Origin of the sequence: Tateyamaria sp. syn59, from assembly GCF_007995245.1 — a bacterium.
Lineage (GTDB): Bacteria > Pseudomonadota > Alphaproteobacteria > Rhodobacterales > Rhodobacteraceae > Tateyamaria.
This window is the reverse complement of the sequence record NZ_VCBA01000014.1, coordinates 39,073-59,686: the sequence shown is the minus strand read 5'-3', so window position 1 is coordinate 59,686 and position 20,614 is coordinate 39,073. Positions and strand designations below refer to the sequence as shown.

Here is a 20,614-nt window from a genome sequence, read left to right as displayed (position 1 = left end):
GCTGGTGTTGGATCAGGTGGGTAAGGCTGTTGTCGGACGGCTCGATGGAGAGGCTAGTCTGGCCGAGATTTCAGCCGATCTGGCGCAGGTCTATGACGCGCCTGTCGATGTGATCGCGCCGGATGTGACGGCCTTTGTCGAGGATTTGCGAGATCGGGGGATGGTACATGTCCGTCCGCGTTAATCCCCCCATGGCAATGCTGGCCGAGCTGACGCATCGGTGTCCGCTGGCTTGCCCTTACTGTTCGAACCCCACGGAGTTGTTGGCCAAGGAAGCTGAGCTGAGCACCGAGGCATGGGCGGATGTGTTTCAGCAAGCGGCGCGCTTGGGTGTTCTGCAATTGCATTTGTCCGGAGGTGAGCCCGCATCCCGGCGTGATCTGGTGGACTTGGTCATCGCGGCGCGTGAGGCGGGGCTTTACACGAACCTCATCACCTCGGGCATTGGGCTGACTGAGCGGCGGTTGCGGGAACTGGATGACGCGGGGCTCGACCATGTGCAACTGTCCTTGCAGGGCGTCACAGCACAGATGGCCGACCGCATCGGAGGCTATAAAGGTGGGTTTGACCGCAAAATGCACGTGGCCGAGATCATCGCGGATATCGGCTTTCCCCTGACACTCAACGCCGTGATGCACCGCGAGAACCTGGATGATCTGCCGCAGACCATCGACATGGCGCTGCGCCTGGGCGCGCGACGGATCGAAGTGGCGTGCGTGCAGTTCCAGGGTTGGGCGCTGGTCAATCGCGCGGCCTTGCAGCCCAGCAGGGAGCAGGTCGAGACGGCCAAGAGGACCGTTGCGCGGGCCATAGAGACGCTGAAGGGTCGGCTGGTCATCGACTTTGTGCCGCCTGATTACTACTCTGATTTTCCCAAGGCGTGCATGAACGGGTGGGGATCGACGGGCCTGAATATCACTCCAGACGGCACCGTACTGCCCTGTCATGCGGCAGAGACCATCCCGCATTTGCAATTTGAAAAGGTGACGGATCGGGCGCTGTCGGACATCTGGTATAAAAGTGATGCGTTCAACGCCTATCGCGGCACCGACTGGATGCCAGCCTTGTGCCAATCCTGCGAGCGGCGCGACATTGATTTCGGCGGATGCCGCTGTCAGGCGATGGCGGTGCTGGGCGATGCTGCAGCACCGGACCCGGTGTGCACTAAGTCGCCGGGACGCGCGGCCTTGGATGCGCTATTGGTGGAAGAGGTGCAGGAGGTTGCTGCGCCCTCGTTTGTGTACCGGCGGTAGGGGGGCTGGCATGAGACAGAGGATTGCAGCGACGCTTGGCATTGCGGCAGTTCTTGTGTCCACCGCTGCGCGTGCGGATTGCACCGATGACGCGATGATCGTGTTTGATGGCTCCGGTTCGATGGCCGAGATGGGCTTTAACCAGATTGACGAGCCCCGCATTTTTGAAGCGCGCAGGGCCATGCGGACCGTGATGCCGCAGGTGGAGCAATTCCGTCGCATTGGGTTGATCGTCTATGGTCCCGGTGGCGCGGGCGGTGTGGGTGAGTGTTCGGGGATTGAGCTACGCTTTGGCCCGCGCACTGGCGCGGCGGAGGCCGTGATTGCGGCCGTCGAGAATTTGCAGCCGGAGGGGCGCACGGCATTGACCGAGGCCGTGGCGTTGGCGGCCAAAACGCTGGGGTCGCCGGAGAAACCGGGAACTGTCGTTCTGGTCACAGATGGCAAGGAAACCTGTGGCGGGCAAACCTGTGCGCTGGCGGCGCAGCTTTCAGGCACTGCGCTGACGGTTCATGTTATTGGCTTCAAGGTCCGGGGTGAGCATTTCGGATGGGAGACCGAAGGGGATACCGATTACCTGAATTCGGTCAGCGTGGCCCAGTGCCTCGCCATTCAGACAGGCGGGGAGTATGTTGGGACTGAAACGGTGGACGAGTTGATCGCGGCGATGAACCGGACGTTGGGCTGCAACCTTCTGTTCTAGGCCGTGCTCTGGCGCCAGCGGGTGGCGCGGATCTCCATCGCGCGCAGAAGTGTGAATTCCAGAATTAGCATGAAGGCCACGAAGCTGAGCGCATAGGCCAGCACGTATCCTGTTTCGAACAGTTGGAAATAGAGGTGGATCTGGAAGCCGATGCCGTTGCTGCGGCCCAGGAATTCGACCACCAGAACGATTTTCCAGATGATTGCCAGCCCGTTGCGGGTCGAGGTGGCGATGTAAGGCCAAAGCTGCGGCAGGACGACGTGGCGCAGTCGCGTCGTGGGTGACATGCGGAACACTTGCGCCATGTCGCGCAGCTTGGGGTCGAGCGCGTGGACGCCTTCGCGGATGGCGACAGCGACCATGGCCGTTTTGTTGAGGGCGACGGCGGTGATTGCGGCCACTTCGTTCAGGCCGATCCAGAGGTAGCACAGGACGATCACCACCAGCGCGGGCACGTTCAGAAGCACGACCAGCCACGCCGAAAACCAGCGGTTGACCCGGTCGTTGAACCCCATGGCGAGGCCGATCAGGCACCCGAAGCCCATGGCGAGGGAGAAGGCCGCAGCGACCCGCATGAGGGTGGCGGTGAAGTGGACCTGCATCTCGCCATCTGCCACTTCGCGCAGAAAGATGCGCCAGACCTCCGCCGGGGAGGGCAGGACAGTTGGGTCGCTGCCGAGCCACGCCGCCGCCCACCAAAGGGCCAGCAAGCCGAGCAGCGAAACAGAGAGGGCCGTGATGTCGAAGCGGGCGTCGTTCATGGGCCGAGCCTGTCACAAATGTGACCTTTGCCAAAGCATCTCCGGCCTTGGTGAGACCTTAGTCGCATAGGGTCGCATGGCGCACCGGAATAGGCTGCGACAGATGTCAGGGATCAAACGCATATCTGCTTGTCTTCTGGGTGCCATACTGTGGAGTATGTCGCTGGTCGCGAGCATGGCCGAACCCCTGCCGCGCGAGGTGCTCGCGCCTTACATCGTCCCGCCCATGTCACTTGGGGAACAGATCAACGATCAGGGCGTCTGGCAGCTGTTGAATTCCGGCGGGGCGGAGGCGGGATATGTGTTCGAGACCGAGCCGATGGCGCCGCTGCCGGGCTTTTCCGGTGCCGCGATCAATATGCTTGTCGTGCTTGATCTGGACGGCCGGTTTCTGGATGTGCAGTTGATCTCGCACAACGAGCCGATCTTTGTCTCCGGCCTGCCCGAGAAGCTGTTTTACGATTTCTTCAAGCAGTATCGTGGGCATTCTATTTCGGACACGCTGGTTGTCGGCTCGCCCTATGGCGCGGGCGGTGACGGGTCGGCGCTGGTCTATCTGGACGGCGTGACCAAGGGGACGGCCTCGGTCCGGATCGCGCATGAGAGCATTCTGGCGGCCGCCTTGCAGGTCGCACGGGAAAAGATGGGTGGGATTTCATCCGGTCCGCCCGCTTATCCGGATCCGGAGTACCGCGAGGATCTGACGTGGGATGATCTGGTGGCGCAGGGCATTGCGACGCGGAAGGTTGTCACCAATGCCGAGATGGATGTCGCCTTTGACGGCACGCTTTGGGAGGATGACGACCCGGAGGCCAAGGATGATCCCGACGGCACCTATCTGGATCTTTGGGTGGTCGACATCGGTGCGCCCTCCGTCGCTGAGGCCGTGCTGAGCCCGAGCAGTTTCGAAGAGCTGCAAGGCTTCATGGAGATTGCGGATACGGATGAGCCGGTGCTGGTGATCGAGGCTGGACGGCACGGGCTGGTGACCGACGAGTTCGTGCGCAACACCGCGCCCAACCTGATCAGCGCGGAACAAGGTGGCTTTCCCATCGCGTTCCGCGACAGCGATATCTATGTCGAGCTGAACGACGCGCTACCGAACGCGTTGCATAATGCGGTCTATGACGGGGCGGCGCTGATCCTGCGGACAGACCGGCGGCTGGGCTTTGATCCGGCGAGCGAGTGGGTGCTGAAGGTCAAGGCGCTGCGCGAGCACGGATCGTTCCAGCCGGAGATCGGGTCGGTCACGTTGGACGTGCCGCATGTGACGCCCGAGCGGTTCTACAAGCGCCCCGAGGTGATCAAGCCCGCGCCGCCCTGGGTCGATGCGCTGCGCAATCGGGCGGTCGATTTGGTGGTGCTGGGTGTGTTTCTGGTAGGCCTCGTCGCCTTGCTGCTCTTTGGGCAGAACCGGCTGGCTGGGTCGCCTTGGTTCACACCGCTGCGCTTGGGCGTCCTGGCCTTTGTCGTGGGCTTCATCGGCTGGTGGGGGCAGGGGCAGTTGTCCATCGCGACGCCCTTGGCCGTGGGCCGCACGGCGCTGGACGGGGGCAGCTTTGCCTTCCTGCTTTATGACCCGTTTTCACTGGCGGTCTGGGGCGTAACGATCCTCGGCTTTGTACTGTGGGGCAGGGGACTGTTTTGCGGCTGGCTTTGCCCGTTCGGTGCGTTGCAAGAGTTCGCCAACCATCTGGGACGCCTGCTGCGCCTGCCGCAAGTCGAGCCGAATGCGTTCTGGGACGCGCAGTTGAAGAACCTGAAATATGTGGTTCTCGCAGTGCTGGTGACGTTGATGATTAGCGCGCCCGCGGCACTTGACAAAGCCATTGAGGTGGAGCCGTTCAAGACGGCCATCACCACGTTCTTTGTCCGCGAATGGTACTACGTCGCCTATGCCGTCGCACTGCTGGTGCTGTCGATGGTGCTGTTCAAAGGGTTCTGCCGGTACCTCTGCCCGCTGGGGGCCGTAATGGCCATTGGGGGTCTGGTGCGGGGCCGCGACTGGATCGCCCGGCGGGCCGAATGCGGCTCGCCCTGTCAGCTGTGCAAGGTCAAATGCAGCTACGGCGCGATCAAAAAGACAGGCGAGGTCCAGTATTCCGAATGCTTCCAGTGTCTTGATTGCGTGACCATTCACGAGGATGAGCGTCAATGCGTGCCGCTGATCCTGGCGGCCAAGGGGCGCAAGCTGGGGATGGCCGCAGAATGATGGATCGGCGTCGTTTCCTGGCTGTTGCCGCCTGCTTCGCTGCCACGCCCGCGCTGGCGCAGCGGCATGGATGGGCAGGTCGTGCCTTTGGCGCTAAGGTGTCGATTGAACTGCATGGACCCGCGGATGTCGCCGGTCCTGCATTGCAAGAGGCCCGCGCCCTTATTGCAGAGATTGAGGGCCTGTTTTCGCTTTACGATCCGGCTTCGGAGCTTGCGAAGCTCAATGCTAAAGGCGCACGCAAGGTCCCCGCGCGGTTCACGGACCTGATGCGGATTGCGGATGCGGCGCATCAGGTCACCGGTGGCCTCTTTGACCCGACGGTTCAGCCACTCTGGCGCGCGCTGGTTGACGGCGGTGATGTCGAGGCGGCTCAGGCAGGCATTGGATGGGATCAGGTCACACGTCAGGGTTCTTACGTGACAATTGCGCCAGGACAGGCGCTAACCTTCAACGGCATCGCGCAGGGGTTCGCGACGGACCTCGTGTCGGACATGCTGCGCGCCCGCGGTTTTGAAAGAACTCTGGTCAACGTCGGTGAGCATCGCGGTACCGGCGGGCCGTGGCGGCTGGGCCTATCCGATCCGAGCCATGGGATGCTTGCCATGCGCACCATCGAAAATCGGGCAGTGGCCACGTCGAGCCCCATGGCAACGCCGGTCGGCCCGAACGGGCACATCGTGCATTCGGTTCAGTTGCCGCGCTGGTCTACCGTGTCGGTCGAAGCAGATACTGCCGCGATGGCCGACGCCTTGTCGACCGGACTGGTGCTGGCAGATCTTGAGCAGGTGAAACAGGTGCGCCGCGAACCTTATGTGCACCGGATCACGTTGGTGGATCCGGGCGGTGACCTCACCACACTCTGAAATGACAAAGGGCGGGGAAGCTCCCCGCCCTCTCAGTTTGATCTCGCCGAGGATCAGCTTGCAGCTGTCACGGCCCGGCCCGTCATCACCTTGACCAGATGCGCGCGGTATCCGGCGGATCCGTGCAGGTCCGCAATCATGTTGTCCGCCGAAACGCTCAAGCCTTCAAGCGCCGAGGCGGAGAAGTTGGCGCTCAGCGCCGCTTCGGCCTCGGTCCAGCGGAACACACCTTCGTTCGAGGCACCGGTGACAGCCACGCGCACGCCGTCCGCGTATTTGGCAACGAACACGCCGACCAGGGCAAAGCGCGAGGCAGGCTGGACGAACTTCTGGTAGTTCGCCGCCTGCGGGATCGGGAAGCTGACGGCGGTGATGATTTCACCTTCTTCCAAGGCGGTATCGAACATGCCCTGGAAGTAGTCATCCGCCGCAATCTCGCGAGTATTGGTGGCGATGGTCGCGCCCGAGGCCAACGCTGCTGCAGGGTAGCACGCCGCAGGGTCGTTGTTGGCAAGCGAGCCGCCAATGGTTCCCCGGTTGCGCACCGCCGGATCACCGATGTGCGAAGCCAGCGCCGACAGAGCCGGATAGCTGCCATCGGCGGCGACCGTGGCATGAGTCGTGGCGCCGCCGATGCGCAGGCTGTCACCATCCCGTGTGATCCCCTGCATCTCGGCCACACCTTTCAGCGACACAAGCGTGGACGGGCTGGCAAGTCGCTGCTTCAACGTGGGGATCAGGGTCTGTCCCCCACCCAGCGCCTGCGCGTCCTCTGCCGCCATGGCCGCGACAGCGTCCGCAACCGTAACCGGCGTTTCAACATCAAAGTTATACATCTCTTGTTCCTTTCATCTGAAACAGAGTGCGGGTTCTCGCTTCCCTGTTTCAAAAAAATCCCGGGGGTCCGGGGGCTGGCCCCCGGTCCTGCCCTCTCAGATCATTGCATCGCTTCCCAAACGCGGGCGGGCGACACGGGCATGTCAATATGGGTCACGTCCTTGCCCCCCGACTGCAGCGCGTCGATGACCGCGTTCACCACCGTGGGCGGCGAACCAATCGCGCCGGCCTCACCGCAGCCTTTCACCCCAAGCGGGTTGTGGGTGCATGGCGTGCCCTGGCTGTGATCCACCGCGAACATCGGCAGGTCGTCGGCACGGGGCATGGTGTAGTCCATGTAAGACGCGCTCAGCAGCTGGCCGTTCTCGTCGTAGGATGTGTTTTCCAGCAGCGCTTGCCCGATGCCCTGGGCCAGACCGCCCTGCACCTGACCGGTCACGATCATCGGATTGATCACGTTGCCGAAATCGTCCACGGCGGTCATCCGCTCGACCGTCACCTTGCCGGTCTCCGGGTCCACCTCGACCTCGCAGGCATAGGCGCCTGAGGGATAGGTGAAGTTCGCGGGATCGTAGAACGCCGTTTCCTCCAGCCCCGGTTCGATGTCCTCGAGCGGGTATTCGTGGGGGATGTACGCCTTCAGCGCGACCTCACCGAAGGTCACCGACTTGTCCGTGCCCGCGACCGAAAACACGCCGTCAGCCAGCGTGATGTCATGCTCGGACGCTTCCAGCATATGGCCTGCGATCTTCTTGGCTTTGTTGATGATCTTTTCGGTCGCCCGCACCACGGCAGAGCCGCAGACCGCCAAGGAGCGCGAGCCGTAGGTGCCCATCCCAAACGGGATCTTGGACGTGTCGCCGTGCACGATGTCGATGACCGCGGGGTCGATCCCCAGCATCTCGGCCACCACCTGGGGGAAGGCCGTCTCGTGCCCTTGCCCGTGGCTGTGCGCGCCGACCATGACGCTCAGGTTGCCGGTGGCGTTCACACGCACCGTGGCCGCATCATAAAGGCCCACGCGAGAGCCCAGCACACCGACGAGGTTCGACGGCGCGATGCCGCAAGCCTCGATATAGGCGTTGACACCAAAGCCGCGCAGCTTGCCGTTCTTCTCACTTTCGGCCCGGCGTGCAGCAAAACCTGCCACATCCGCGACCTCTTCCATCTTGTCCATGAGCGCATCGTAGTTGCCCGCGTCATATTCCAGACCCGCAGCGGAGGCGAAGGGGTACTGATCGGGCTTCACGAAGTTCTTGCGGCGCAGCTCGATGGGATCCATGCCCAACTCACGCGCGGCTTTGTCGATCACACGCTCGATGGAATAGGTCGCCTCGGGCCGACCGGCGCCGCGATAGGCATCTACGGGCGCGGTGTTGGTGAACACGGCCTTCACGTTCACATAGACCAGCGGCACCGTGTAGTTCCCGGCCATCAGCGTGCCGTGCAGGAAGGTAGGCGTCGCGGTCGAGAAATTCGACAGATACGCGCCCACATTCGCCTTGGTATCCGTGCGGAAGGCGAGGAATTTTCCGTCCTTGTCCAGCGCCAGTTCGATCTTGGTCACGTGGTCGCGGCCATGGGCGTCGGTCAGGAACGACTCCGTCCTATCTGCCGTCCATTTCACAGGGCGGTTGAGCCGTTTGGCCGCCGCCAGCACCAGCGCCTCTTCACCGTAGTGATAGATTTTCGAACCAAAGCCGCCGCCCACGTCAGGCGCAATCACCGTCAGCATGTTCTCGGGGATGCCGAGGACAAAGGCCGAAATCAGCAGCCGCGTCAGGTGCGGGTTCTGCGAGGTCGTGTGCAGCGTGTATTCACCTGTGCTGGCCTTATAGCTGCCGATGGAGGCGCGGGGTTCCATCGCGTTGGGGACGAGGCGGTTGTTCACCAGCTCCAGCGTGGTGACGTGATGCGCGTTCTTGATCGCGTTGTCCGTCGCTTCGCGGTTGTCCTCGATCCAGCCCCAGTCAAAGCATTGGTTGGTGCCGATCTCGTCATGGACGAAGTTCGAGCCGGAAAGGGCTGCGTTCATGTCGACGATGGCGTCGAGTTCCTCGATATCGGCTTCAATGGCTTCAACTGCGTCGCGCGCCTGTTGGACCGTTTCTGCGATCACGGCGGCGTAGGCGTCACCCACGTGGCGCACCTTGCCATGTGCCAGGACGGGCCGCTTGGGTTCCTTCATCGGCTCGCCGTCGCGCGAGTTGATCAGCCAGCCAGCGGGGTTGCCGCCCACTTCGGCGAAGTCTTCACCGGTGAACACGGCCAGCACGCCGGGCATCAATTCGGCGGCAGAGGTGTCGATGGATTTGATCGTGCCGTGGGCGACGGTCGAGCGAGCAAAGACCGCGTAGGTCTGTTTCGCCAGCGTGATGTCGTCTGTGTATTCGCCGGTTCCGGTCAGGAAGCGGACGTCTTCGCGGCGCACTGTGGCGGCGCCAATCCCTGTGTCCTTGGGCATTGTCTATCCTCCCCTTATTCAGCGGCGATGGCGGTCACGTCCTGACCGGACGCCGCCATGATTGCCTTGACGATGTTGTGGTAGCCGGTGCAACGGCAGATATTGCCTTCGAGGTACTCGCGGATCTCTTGCTCTGACGGCTTGGGGTTCTCCTTGAGAAGGGCCGCCGCCGACATCACCATGCCGGGTGTGCAGAAACCGCATTGCAAGCCGTGGTGATCCTGAAACGCCTGCTGGATCACATTCAGCGAGCCATCAGCATTCGCTTGCCCTTCGATGGTGTCAACGGTCGCACCGTCGGCTTCCGCCGCCAACATTGTGCAGGACTTTACGGCCACGCCGTCCACATGCACGACGCAGGCGCCACATTGCGATGTGTCACAGCCGATATGCGTGCCCGTCAGGCCCTGATCGTCGCGCAGAAAGGACGCCAGCAATGTGCGTCCTTCCACGTCTCCGGAAACGGTCTTGCCGTTCACCGTCATGGTTACCTTGGTCATTCGTTCCTCCCTTGGAATGTCTGATATGTTGGTCCGCGCCTAGCTGACGAGGCGCTTAAGCCAGCCCTTCTTGGGTGCGTCTTCTGACGTCTCCGGCTCTGGTTCTTCGGCAGGCGCAGGGGCGCCCACGTGGTCCTGGAAATTGTTGAAAAACTGGTCCGCCATCTTCTTGGCAAAGCCATCGATAATACGGCTGCCGAGCTGGGCGAGCTTGCCGCCGACCTTTGCTTCGACATCGTAGTGCAGCACGGTCTGGTCACCTTGCGCCTCAAGCCGCACCTTGGCGCCGCCCTTGGCAAAGCCCGCGGCGCCACCCTTGCCCTCGCCCGCGATGTTCACGCTCTCGGGGGCCTGCATATCCGACAGGGTGACTGCCCCTTTGAATGTCGCCTTCACCGGGCCGACCTTTTGCACTACTGTCGCGGTAAAGCCTTCCTCCGCCGTGCCCTCCATCTCCTGGCAGCCGGGCACGCAGGCCTTCAACACCTCGGGATCGAGGATCGCGGCCCAGACCGTGGCCCGGTCGGCGTCGATGACACGTGAGTCGCTGAGATTCATGGAATGCCCCCCTTTTGCTTGTTTGAAAGCCTATGGCGCAGGGGGCCCATGCACCATTCGACCAAGTGTGTACGACCAAAGTCGTGCTTATCTTTCAGGGGTTTGGTGGGTCAGGCCGTATTTCTCATAAATCGCCGGAATCCGCCCGTCTTGCAGCGCGTAATTGATCGCGTCGTCGACGGAATAGGACAGCGGGCGATAGCGGAAATTCACGGCCACGCCGAGGGTCCACTGGCTGACGGCAAAGCCTGCGAGCGGGGGCTGGTGCACACCGCTTGTGTCGCTCAGTCCGTGCTCCAATTCTCCCAAGGGACCCATGACCGCCTTCACCTCGCCGGTGTTCAGCGCCTCCATCGCCTCTGCCGTTGTGGTGAAGCGGCGGATGTTTGGCTGCAACTGACCCCCCACGAAACCGGACAGGTAGAAGTCCGAGATCGAATCGTTTTCGACTCCCACGGTGTCGAACCGGAAATAGGCGGGGACCGGCTTTTCTTCGGGGTAGGTCGCCTTGTCATAGGCAATCGCGATGCTTTCGCCTGCGTACTGACCGGTGAACACCACCTGCTCCACCCGGCACTTGAACGCACTGTCATAGGGGATGCGCATCATCACGTTGGCGATACGGCCGCCGATCAGGGCGCCGCGCCAAATATTGTTGCGCAGGTCCGCGTCCAAGTTCTCGCCCGCAGCCACGAAATTGAAGCGCGCCTCGACACCCAGATCCTCAGCGATGATACGAGCAATCTCGATGTCCACACCCATAGGTTCACGGCCCTCTTGCCACGAATAGGGTGGGTAATCCTCGTAGACGGCGAAGAGCATGTGCCCCTGGTCCTGGATCTGGTCCAGCTCCTTGCCGACGATGTCCCGCCCCACATTCTGGGGCTTGGGCTGCGGCACGTGATCCGCACAGGGATCAGCAGCGTGCGCCTGCCCAAGGGACAGACCCAACACCACCAGGGAGAAGATCGTTTGTCGAAATGTCATGCCGTCAGTTTGCGGCAGACAGACCAATCGTCAAGGCTTCGGACGCCGACTTGTATGCGCCGGGCGTCCCGTCGATCAGGTTGGCCGCGCGGAAGGCCACGCTGTCGGCCACCGGGGCACCAGACAGCGTCGGGATTTCGCCCGCGATTTCGCCAAGCCGCGCCTTGAGAGCGTCGGCATCGGCACCGCTTGCATCGCTGATGTACCCCGCCAATTCGTCACGCAGCGTTTTCAGCTCGTCCGCAACCTCTTCCATGGCAACATCATCCGGGCGCGCCTCGATATACGTGCGGATAGCCCAGGCGGCTTCTTGCCCCAAAAGCTCACCAAAAGCGGGCATTTTGGTGATGCCGTTCTGGGTGTAGCCCTCGACAAAGCGCTCCATGTACCATTCGTCGCCGTATTCTTCGGCCTCAAGGAACCGAAGGTCGGGTGCCAGACCGCCCGAGACGACTTCCAGCCCGTGGCAGCGCGCGCAGTTCTGGTTGTAGCCCGAGGCGCCGATTTCGATGGCGCGCAACCAGGTTTCCTCGCCCACCTTGTCGGCGCGGTAGGGGTTCTCGGTCAGCCAATCCCCTTCGATCGCGGGCAGGCCAGTGGTGTCCACGGCTTGCGGCGCGACGTCACCATGGGCGACAGCAAGGGTTGCAATGGCCGTCAATGCGCCGGCCAGCAGAAATCTTTTCTTGGATGTGCTTTTCATCACATGCCTCCCTGACATGAGTGCTCCTCTTGCCTTCTGTCCTAAGGCACAGGGCGGGGGTGGGATATTCGACTTTGGTTGTGGGCCTAAGGGAGTAAGACCATGGTCCTATACACACCCAATTCCCGCTCAAGTTAGCCTTGAGGGAGCGGGAGGAAAATTCGTGAAACACCTTGTTTTAGGTGCGCTCTTTGGGGGTGCACTGGCGGCACCCGTCTGTGCAGAGATCACGCTAAGTATCGGGTATTTGCGGGTTGAGCAGCCGGTGCCTCCGACCCTGTCGAACCTTGATCCGATCCCGGAAAGCAATGGCCTTGCGGGGGCTCAGACGGGTCTGGCGGACAATCTGACGACGGGCAAGTTTCTCGGCCAGAAATACGAATTGACCGTGGCAGAGGTGTACGAAGGCGAAGATCCACTGGCCGCCGCGCGCGACCTGTTGGCTGCGTCCCCGTACCTCGTGATTGACGCCACGCCCGAAGACATCACCGCCATTGCCGATCTGGCCGAGGCGGAAGGTGCAATATTGTTCAACACCTCTGCCGGTGATCTGGCCCTGCGCGATGCCGAGTGCCGGGGAAACCTGCTGCACACCCTTGCCTCTGACGCGATGCGCACCGATGCACTGGCGCAGATGCTGGTGAAGAAGCGCTGGGACGATCTGGTCATGATCACCGGCACGCACCCCGCCGACATCAGCTATGCCGAGGCGATGCGCCGGTCACTCACCAAGTTCGGTCTGTCGCTGGAAGCGGAAAAGGAATGGGCGTTCGACGCCGACATGCGCCGCAATGCGTCGCAAGAGGTGCCATTGTTCACGCAGGACTTCGGCGACTACGACGCGCTGATCATCGCGGATGAGGTGCACGATTTCGGGCGCTACGTCCTCTATAATACATGGGAAGCCCGGCCAGTGGTTGGGTCCGAGGGGCTGTCGTCGGTGGGCTGGTCGCCGGTCATAGAACAATGGGGCGCGGCGCAGCTGCATTCCCGGTTCGAGGAAGAACACGAGCGCGAGATGACCGCGCAGGACTACGCCGCATGGGCTGCCGTCCGCACGCTGGGCGAGGCGGTGACGCGCACCAATGCGACCAACCCCGAAACCCTCCGCGCATACATCATGTCCGATCAGTTCGAGCTGGCGGGCTTCAAGGGCCGTCCGCTGACCTACCGCAACTGGAACGGCCAACTGCGCCAACCCATCGCCATCGCGCACCCCCGTGCGCTGGTGGCCCAAGCCCCGCTTGAGGGGTTCCTACATCAGACCAACGAACTTGACAGCCTGGGGCTCGACCGCCCCGAAAGCAATTGCGAGGCCTTCCAATGATCCGTTTGACTGCGATGTTTTCCCTGTTGACGTCCACCGCGATGGCGGGCGAGATCTGGGTGACGAATGAGAAGGATGACACCATTTCCGTCATCTCGACCGAGACGCTTGAGGTCATCAAGACTTATGATGTGGGCGAGCGCCCGCGCGGCATCCTGTTCAACAGCGACTTCAGCCGCTTGTATATCTGCGCCTCCGACAGCAACGCAGTGCAGGTGATGGACCCGAACTCGGGCGAGATCCTGCACGAGCTGCCCTCGGGCGACGACCCGGAACAATTCGTGCTGCACCCGGATGATCGGCACCTCTACATCGCCAACGAGGATGACGCGATCACGACAGTGGTAGACGTCGAAACCCGCAAGGTTGTGGCGCAGATTGATGTCGGCGTGGAGCCGGAGGGCATGGCCGTCAGCCCCGATGGCAAGATCGCCATCACCACGTCCGAAACCACGAACATGGCCCACTGGATCGACACCGAAACGCAGGAGCTGTTTGCAAACACGCTCGTCGACAGCCGCCCGCGCCACGCCGAGTTCATCAAGGACGGAGCTGAGATGTGGGTGAGTTCAGAGATCGGCGGGACGCTGACCGTGTTCGATACCGCGACCCAGTCTGAGAAGGCCAAGATGAGCTTTGAGGTGCAGGGCGTCCACCCAGACCGCGTGCAGCCCGTGGGCTTTGAGTTTACTGCCGGTGACACCCACGCCTTTGTCGCACTTGGGCCGTCGAACCATGTCGCCGTAGTCAATGCCGAAACCTATGAGGTCGAGGATTACATCCTCGTCGGCCGTCGCGTCTGGCACATGGATTTCAACGAGGATCGGTCGATGCTGTTCACTACCAACGGTGTGTCGGGTGACGTAACGGTCATCGACGTGGAAAAACGCGAGGCCATCAAGTCCATCAAGGTAGGCCGCTTTCCCTGGGGGGCCGCATTCCGGCCTACCGGATCCTAATCACTGAATTTCGGGAGGAAACCCAATGAAGACCCTGGCTTTGATTGCCGCAATGGCGCTTGCCGCGCCCACACTTGCGCTGGCAGACAATGACGATGATGATGGTCCCGGCTTCGGTGCGGCTGGCCTGCTTGGCGGCAGCAACAAGGAAGACCTGCCGCCGATCATCCTGTCGGCAGGCGAACCGATTGCACCCGAAGGCGCATGGGAACTGAAATCCGGTACGTACTACGAGTTCGAAATTCAGGGCGACGGCAGCCAGGAACTGGCGTTAGTAGGTCCAGAGTTCTTCCGCGCCATCTGGATCGACGAGATTGTGGTGGAAGGCCTCGAAATCCGCCCGCTCGGCCTCGACAGCATCGAGTTTGATGAAGCGGGTGAGATGGAGATTGGTTTCGTCGCGATCAAACCCGGCGCATACTACATCAAGATCCCAGGCACATCGGGCGAAACGCAACGGTTGGACATTACCATTAAATGATAGGGCTTGAGGCCGCAGGCCTCAGTTATTCTTACGGACGGAAAAAGGCGCTGGAGGATGTCTCTTTAAGCGTCTCTCCTGGTGCGTTTTGCGCTCTGCTTGGGCCGAACGGAGCGGGGAAATCCACGCTCTTCAACTTGCTGACACGGTTGTTCGTGGCGTCTGAGGGGCGGATTGTCATTGCAGGTCACGACCTGCGCAACAACCCACGAGCGGCGCTGGCCGAATTGGGCATCGTGTTTCAACAAACGACGTTAGACCTCGATCTGACGGTCCAACAGAACCTGAACTACTTCGCGGCGCTGCATGGCCTGTCAGGCCGCACCGCGCGCGCCCGAATCGACGCCGCACTGGATCAACTCGACATGCGCGAGCGGGCAGGGGAAAAGGCGCGCGCCCTGAATGGCGGGCATCGGCGTCGGACCGAGATTGCACGCGCCTTGCTGCATGATCCCAGTGTGCTGCTGCTGGATGAGCCAACCGTGGGTCTGGATGCCGCCGCACGGGCATCCATCACGGACTACGCGCATACGCTGGCCGATCAGGGCAAGACAGTCCTGTGGGCCACACATTTGACGGACGAGGTGCAGCCTGACGACGACCTGGTCATCCTGCACCGCGCAAAGGTACTGGCGCAGGAGAAAGCGCGGGACATTGCAGGCGACGTGAGCCTCAAAGATCGCTTCCTGTCCATGACCGGAGCCGAGGCGTGACCGCCTACATCACCTCCATGCGCGCCATCGTGCTGCGCGAGGCGCTGCGGTTTATCCACCAGCGCGAACGGTTCATCGCGGCCCTTGTCCGGCCTCTGGTCTGGCTGCTCGTTTTTGCCGCCGGGTTCCGCGCGGCCCTCGGCCTCAGCATTATCCCGCCCTACCAGACCTACATCACCTACGAGACTTACATCGTCCCCGGCCTGTGCGGCATGATCCTGCTGTTCAACGGGATGCAATCGTCGCTCAGCCTCGTTTACGACCGCGAGATGGGGTCTATGAAGCTGCTCCTGACCTCGCCCCTACCGCGCGGATGGCTGCTCTTTTGCAGGCTGGTGGGCTCGACGGCCATTTCGGTCCTGCAGGTTTATGCCTTCCTCGCCATCGCCGCCCTGTTCGACATCCGGATGCCCGCGTGGGGCTATGTCACCGCGCTGCCGGCGCTTTTGGTCGCGGGGCTGATGCTGGGGGCGCTTGGCCTGCTCCTGTCGAGCTTCATCAAGCAGCTTGAAAACTTCGCGGGCGTGATGAATTTCGTCATCTTCCCGATGTTTTTCTTGTCCTCCGCGCTCTACCCGCTGTGGAAAATGGCGGAAAGCTCGGAACTGCTGCATGACATCTGCGCGGTGAATCCATTTACCCATGCGGTCGAACTGATCCGCTTTGCGCTTTATGTCGAATTGAACCCTAGCGCGCTGGGATGGACCCTACTGGCCACTGCGATCTTCGCGGTTGCCGCGCTGGTCGGCTACGATCCCGCGCGCACGCGGATCGGGCGCAGGGGCTAGGGCGCCATATCGCTCACGACTGTCGCGGGCTGACCGCCCAGCGTCACAATGCGGTTTGCCAGGCGTTTCGCCTCTTCCTCTGCATGCGTCACTAGGATCGTTGCGACGCCGTGCGATGCCCTAAGGCGGGCAAAAAGCGCCATCATCTCTTCCACCAGATCGGGATCGAGCGAGACAAAAGGTTCATCCAGCAACAACACATCAGGCTTCACCGCAAAGGCGCGGGCGAGTGCGAGGCGCCGCTGCTGGCCCAGGGACAACTGGCCCGGAAAATCGGCGCCGCGCCCCTTCAGACCCACATCGTGCAAGGCCGCCGTGACGTCTTGATCCGACGCCCCGGTGGGCAGCGCAACGTTTTCGGCAACTGTCCGCCAGGGCAGGAGGGTCGGTTCCTGAAACACCATTGCGCTGGTGCCGCACAGATCAGACCTGCCATCAAAATCCGTGTTCAACCCTGCAATGACGCGCAGCAGGGATGACTTTCCGATCCCGGATGGCCCGACAAGCGCCAGCGTATCACCACGATCCAGTTGAAAGGATATGTCCCGCAGAACGGGCTTGCCCCGATAGGCCAGCGCCCCTAATCGCAGATCAAGCAGTGGGGCCGTCACCTAGCTGCCGGAGTGCAGGAAGGTGCCGGCAGGCAGTTCCCTTGCATCGCCCACCAGGTCTTCACCTCCTAGCTCGACCATCAGGGCCAGCATCCGGGCGGCGGCCTCTTCATCGACCGGACCGGCGTCGGGAATGCCCGCTCGGAACCCGGCCTTAAGCGCGTCGAATTGCGCGTCGGTCTTGGCATTCATCCGGTCGCGCAGACGGTCCCATTCCGTATCATCCGACGCAAGCAGGTTCTTTGCATCACGCGACGCTGCGGCCAGACCGTTCACGAGATCAGGATTGTCCCGCAGCATCTCACCCTTGATCACATACCCCAGAAGCGGCGTGTTCGGATCAAGTCCGAGCGCTGTGGCAGCCTCCGCCACATCCACCAACTTGCGCATCCCCGACGCTTCCATCTTGGCAAGGAAATGCCAAAAGTTGATCGCGGCATCGACCTCGCCCGAGAGCGCCGACTTGAAGATCAGCGGCGGCGCGGCAAAGACCTGTTCGGTTTGCGCCTCAAGATCAGCGCCGTGGGCCTGGGCGGCGTAGGCTTGCAGGATCAACCAACTCTTGTCCAAGGGGCCGCCTGCGATCCCGATCTTGGACCCGGCCAGATCGGCCAGCGACTGCGCGGGGCTGTCTTGCGGCACCATCACACCACCCACGGCCTTGGAGTACGGAATGAAAACATAGTCCTTGCCCGCCGCCCGCTGCCGCGCAACCCACAGCCAGTCAGAGACGATCACATCGGCCCCTCCACCCTGAAAGGCGACCTTGGCCGCGGACCCGCCCGCGACACCCTGCACCTGCAAGTCGAAACCATTGGCGGTGTCAAAGCCATGATGCTTGATCGTGTCGAGTTCCCAATTCACGGTGCCGAACTTCAGGACCGACGCGCGCAACACAGGCGTGTCTGCAAGGGCAGCGGTGGCCAGAACTGCTGCGGCGATGGCCCCGCCAAATGCTTTGAAAAACATGCGTTGATCCTCCCGTATCACGTTAAACCTAGCAACATCGGGCCGCGCCGGAATACGACCAAAGCCGCAGGTCACGCACGGGGCACCTCAAGCGCGGCGGTGTGGAATCAGTCAAGTGGCCCCAAAGCGCTCAACGCATGAACCGACTCGCAGCACGACCAAAGTCGCACGCGATATGTCAAGTTCCCTCGGGTCTTACGACCATTGGCCAATACCTGTGTGCCGGGTTTGCGCAAATAATTGATGTAGGGCGAAGGCTGTGCCGCATCTGTTCACCGCTTTCGCAAGAACTGCCCACCAACGGGTTTTGGGAGGACTACATATGAACAGATTTATCGCAGCCGCAGTTGCGGGGGTCCTTGCGACCTCAGCCGCATTTGCCGAGGGCGTCACGGAGGAGATGCTGGCAAATGATACGGCGTCCACGGGTGACGTGTTGACCAACGGCATGGGCCGCCACCTGCAGCGCTACTCGCCGCTGGAAACGCTCAACAAGGACAACGTGAAAAACCTGGTGCCCGCGTGGGCCTTCTCGCTGGGGGGTGAGAAGCAACGGGGTCAGGAAACGCAGCCCATCGTGCATGATGGTGTCATGTATATCACCGGCTCCTATTCCCGGATGTACGCAATTGACGTCAAGACGGGGGAAGAGATCTGGCAGTACGACGCCCGCCTGCCCGAAGGGATCCTGCCCTGCTGTGACGTGGTGAACCGCGGTGCCGCCATCTATGGCGACAACATCTATTTCGGCACGCTCGACGCCCGCATCGTGGCGCTGAACGCCAAGACAGGCGACACGGTCTGGAACAAGAAAATCGCGGACTACAAAGCGGGTTACAGCTATACTGCCGCGCCGCTGATCGTTGACGGTCTGGTCATCACCGGCAACTCTGGCGGTGAGTTTGGCATCGTCGGTGCTGTTGAGGCGCGCGATGCCGAAACCGGAGAGCTGGTCTGGTACCGCCCCGTGATCGAAGGTCACATGGGAATGCTCAACGGCGAAGAAAGCACCATGACCGGCACGCTGAACGCAACATGGCCGGGCGATATGTGGAAAACGGGTGGTGGTGCAACCTGGCTTGGTGGCTCTTACGACGCCGATACAGACACGCTGGTCTTTGGCACGGGCAACCCCGCACCCTGGAACTCGTGGCTGCGCGATGCGGGCCAGAACAACGATGGCACGGGCGACAACCTTTATGCCGCCTCGCGTCTGGGCATCGACCCCAAAACGGGCGAGATCAAGTGGCACTTCCAGACCACACCGCGCGAAGGCTGGGACTATGACGGCGTGAACGAAGTGGTCGCTTACGAAAACCGTGCGGGCGAGAAACGCTTTGCCACCGCAGACCGCAACGGGTTCTTCTATGTCCTGAACCGCGAAGACGGCGCGTTCGTACGCGGCGTGCCCTTCGTCAAGGACATCAGCTGGGCCGAGGGTCTGGATGAAAACGGCCGCCCGATCTACAACGAGGCCAACCGCCCTGGCGATCCCGCCGAAGCAGCGGATGGCAAGAAGGGCGAGGTTGTATTCGCGTCGCCCTCGTTCCTGGGCGGCAAGAACTGGATGCCGATGGCCTTCAGCCAGCGCACAGGCAACTTCTATGTGCCCTCGAACGAGTGGGGCATGGACATCTGGAACGAGCCGATCACCTATAAGAAAGGTGCTGCGTATCTGGGCTCGGGCTTTACCATCAAGCCCAACTACGAGGACCACATTGGCAGCCTGAAGGCGATCGACCCCGACACCGGCGAAACCAAGTGGGAGTTCAAGAACGACGCTCCGCTCTGGGGTGGCGTGATGACAACCGCGGGTGGTCTGGTGTTTACCGGTACGCCCGAAGGCAAGTTCATCGCCTTTGACGACGAGACGGGAGAAGAGCTTTGGTCCTTCCAGACAGGCTCGGGCATCGTGGGTCAGCCGATCACTTGGGAGCAAGACGGCGAACAGTATGTTACCGTGATCTCCGGCTGGGGCGGTGCCGTACCGCTCTGGGGTGGTGAAGTGGCGAAAAAGGTCAACTACCTGAACCAAGGCGGCATGCTCTGGACCTTCCGTCTGCCGGAACAGCTGGCCTCCGCCAACTGATCCAATCAAAACCACCGAGACGCCTTCGCATCAGCGGGGGCGTTTTGTCTTGTGATGTAAGACCTTTTGACAGGTGACCGCAGGACGCCACGCAGGCTAAGCTGCACGTATGGCGCTACAAACATCACCCCTGTCCGAACCCACCGAAACCAAGACGCCGCAAGGCTGGGCGCTGGTGATCGACGATCATCCACTGTTCTGCGACGCGCTGGAACTCACGCTTCGGTCGGTCGCCAATTTCGACAAGGTGGTGACCGCCGACAGCCTGCAACGCGGGCTTGAACAGCTCGCCGATGATACCCCGCCCTCGCTGATCCTGCTGGACCTGAACCTGCCGGACGTCGACGGCCTTGACGGGTTGATGCGGCTCAAGCGCACGGCAGAGGCAACGCCGGTGATCATCGTGTCGTCCATGACCGACAATTCGATCATCGCGAATTCCATTGTGGCCGGGGCGCAGGGCTTTGTCCCGAAACACTCGCACCGGTCGGTGTTCCGCGACGCCATCGAAACCATCTCAGCGGGCGACATCTACAAGCCCGCCGGTTTTGTCGAAGGCAACGGGGCCGAGGGCAAGGACGACCACCTCGCCCGCCTGTCATCCCTCACGAACCAGCAGGCGCGCATACTCGACCTGATTTGCGAGGGCAAGCTGAACAAACAGATCGCCTTTGACCTGTCGATTGCCGAGACCACGGTGAAAGCCCACGTGACGGCCATCATGCGCAAGCTCGGGGTGCAAAGCCGCACGCAGGCGGTGCTTGTCGCGCAGGAAGCCAAATACTCAAATGTCTTGCCAACCGGCGACTGACGCTCATATCTTGAACGTCAGG

General features: G+C 61.8%; 21 protein-coding genes. 12 read left to right on the top strand and 9 right to left on the bottom strand.

Annotation, left to right across the window (positions count from 1 at the left end; translation table 11 throughout):
• From FD715_RS19385 to FD715_RS19375, 3 genes are all read left to right on the top strand, one after another.
• Positions 1–184: PqqD family protein (locus tag FD715_RS19385; protein ID WP_189799557.1), on the top strand; the 184-nt coding region annotated here is incomplete at its 5' end.
• Positions 168–1,253, top strand: a complete 1,086-nt coding sequence (pqqE, locus tag FD715_RS19380; protein ID WP_147113910.1) for a pyrroloquinoline quinone biosynthesis protein PqqE — start codon at positions 168–170, stop codon at positions 1,251–1,253. The genes FD715_RS19385 and pqqE, both read left to right, overlap by 17 nt.
• 10 nt (positions 1,254–1,263) lie before the next feature.
• Positions 1,264–1,956 carry a VWA domain-containing protein gene (locus FD715_RS19375; RefSeq protein ID WP_223274985.1) on the top strand — a complete coding sequence of 231 codons (693 nt, stop codon included), beginning with the start codon at positions 1,264–1,266 and terminating at the stop codon, positions 1,954–1,956.
• Here the strand turns inward: FD715_RS19375 and FD715_RS19370 are convergent.
• Positions 1,953–2,717 carry an ABC transporter permease gene (locus FD715_RS19370; RefSeq protein WP_147113907.1) on the bottom strand — a complete coding sequence of 255 codons (765 nt, stop codon included), beginning with the start codon at positions 2,715–2,717 and terminating at the stop codon, positions 1,953–1,955. The genes FD715_RS19375 and FD715_RS19370 overlap by 4 nt on opposite strands.
• Before the next feature lie 175 nt (positions 2,718–2,892).
• On the opposite strand from FD715_RS19370, the gene FD715_RS19365 reads away from it, so the two are divergent.
• Positions 2,893–4,929: a 4Fe-4S binding protein gene (locus FD715_RS19365; protein ID WP_223274984.1), complete on the top strand. Its 2,037-nt coding sequence runs from the start codon at positions 2,893–2,895 to the stop codon at positions 4,927–4,929.
• Positions 4,926–5,795 (top strand): FAD:protein FMN transferase, encoded by an 870-nt coding sequence (locus FD715_RS19360; protein WP_147113902.1) that lies wholly within the window; start codon positions 4,926–4,928, stop codon positions 5,793–5,795. The genes FD715_RS19365 and FD715_RS19360 overlap by 4 nt, the downstream gene beginning before the upstream one ends.
• 53 nt (positions 5,796–5,848) lie before the next feature.
• Here FD715_RS19360 and FD715_RS19355 read toward each other — a convergent pair whose 3' ends face one another.
• The 6 genes from FD715_RS19355 to pedF all read right to left on the bottom strand — a co-directional run bounded on the left by FD715_RS19355 (position 5,849) and on the right by pedF (position 11,844).
• A complete protein-coding gene (locus tag FD715_RS19355) occupies positions 5,849–6,631 on the bottom strand; it encodes a xanthine dehydrogenase family protein subunit M (RefSeq protein ID WP_147113899.1) in 783 nt (260 codons plus the stop codon).
• A 101-nt stretch (positions 6,632–6,732) separates the two neighbouring features.
• Positions 6,733–9,096 carry a xanthine dehydrogenase family protein molybdopterin-binding subunit gene (locus FD715_RS19350; protein WP_147113896.1) on the bottom strand — a complete coding sequence of 788 codons (2,364 nt, stop codon included), beginning with the start codon at positions 9,094–9,096 and terminating at the stop codon, positions 6,733–6,735.
• Between the two features lie 14 nt (positions 9,097–9,110).
• Positions 9,111–9,596, bottom strand: a complete 486-nt coding sequence (locus FD715_RS19345; RefSeq protein WP_039689556.1) for a (2Fe-2S)-binding protein — start codon at positions 9,594–9,596, stop codon at positions 9,111–9,113.
• A gap of 39 nt (positions 9,597–9,635) precedes the next feature.
• Positions 9,636–10,154, bottom strand: a complete 519-nt coding sequence (locus FD715_RS19340; protein ID WP_039689554.1) for a CoxG family protein — start codon at positions 10,152–10,154, stop codon at positions 9,636–9,638.
• A gap of 87 nt (positions 10,155–10,241) precedes the next feature.
• Positions 10,242–11,141: a transporter substrate-binding domain-containing protein gene (locus FD715_RS19335; protein WP_147113894.1), complete on the bottom strand. Its 900-nt coding sequence runs from the start codon at positions 11,139–11,141 to the stop codon at positions 10,242–10,244.
• Positions 11,142–11,145: 4 nt separating this feature from the next.
• Entirely contained in the window at positions 11,146–11,844 is a 699-nt protein-coding gene (pedF, locus tag FD715_RS19330; RefSeq protein ID WP_147113891.1) for a cytochrome c-550 PedF, read from the bottom strand.
• Between the two features lie 163 nt (positions 11,845–12,007).
• Here pedF and FD715_RS19325 point away from each other — a divergent pair, with 163 nt between their 5' ends.
• The 5 genes from FD715_RS19325 to FD715_RS19305 are packed head-to-tail and all read left to right on the top strand — an operon-like array spanning position 12,008 to position 16,112.
• Positions 12,008–13,171 (top strand): ABC transporter substrate-binding protein, encoded by a 1,164-nt coding sequence (locus FD715_RS19325; RefSeq protein ID WP_223274983.1) that lies wholly within the window; start codon positions 12,008–12,010, stop codon positions 13,169–13,171.
• Positions 13,168–14,130 (top strand): YVTN family beta-propeller repeat protein, encoded by a 963-nt coding sequence (locus FD715_RS19320; RefSeq protein WP_147113884.1) that lies wholly within the window; start codon positions 13,168–13,170, stop codon positions 14,128–14,130. The genes FD715_RS19325 and FD715_RS19320 overlap by 4 nt, the downstream gene beginning before the upstream one ends.
• Positions 14,131–14,155: 25 nt before the next feature.
• Positions 14,156–14,611, top strand: coding sequence for a hypothetical protein (locus tag FD715_RS19315; protein WP_147113881.1), 456 nt, complete (start codon positions 14,156–14,158; stop codon positions 14,609–14,611).
• On the top strand, positions 14,608–15,324 hold the full coding sequence (locus FD715_RS19310) for an ABC transporter ATP-binding protein (RefSeq protein WP_147113878.1): 717 nt from the start codon (positions 14,608–14,610) through the stop codon (positions 15,322–15,324). The genes FD715_RS19315 and FD715_RS19310 overlap by 4 nt, the downstream gene beginning before the upstream one ends.
• A gap of 17 nt (positions 15,325–15,341) precedes the next feature.
• Complete coding sequence (locus FD715_RS19305; RefSeq protein WP_370455426.1) at positions 15,342–16,112, top strand: ABC transporter permease; 771 nt, start codon at positions 15,342–15,344, stop codon at positions 16,110–16,112.
• Here the strand turns inward: FD715_RS19305 and FD715_RS19300 are convergent.
• Together FD715_RS19300 and FD715_RS19295 are read right to left on the bottom strand one after the other, a co-directional pair.
• Entirely contained in the window at positions 16,109–16,723 is a 615-nt protein-coding gene (locus FD715_RS19300) for an ABC transporter ATP-binding protein (protein WP_223274982.1), read from the bottom strand. The genes FD715_RS19305 and FD715_RS19300 overlap by 4 nt on opposite strands.
• On the bottom strand, positions 16,724–17,692 hold the full coding sequence (locus FD715_RS19295) for an ABC transporter substrate-binding protein (protein ID WP_147113872.1): 969 nt from the start codon (positions 17,690–17,692) through the stop codon (positions 16,724–16,726).
• A 322-nt stretch (positions 17,693–18,014) separates the two neighbouring features.
• Between FD715_RS19295 and FD715_RS19290 the strand changes: the two genes are divergently transcribed.
• Complete coding sequence (locus FD715_RS19290; protein ID WP_147113869.1) at positions 18,015–19,781, top strand: PQQ-dependent methanol/ethanol family dehydrogenase; 1,767 nt, start codon at positions 18,015–18,017, stop codon at positions 19,779–19,781.
• A gap of 109 nt (positions 19,782–19,890) precedes the next feature.
• Positions 19,891–20,592: a response regulator transcription factor gene (locus FD715_RS19285; RefSeq protein ID WP_147113867.1), complete on the top strand. Its 702-nt coding sequence runs from the start codon at positions 19,891–19,893 to the stop codon at positions 20,590–20,592.
• Positions 20,593–20,614 lie beyond the last annotated feature (22 nt).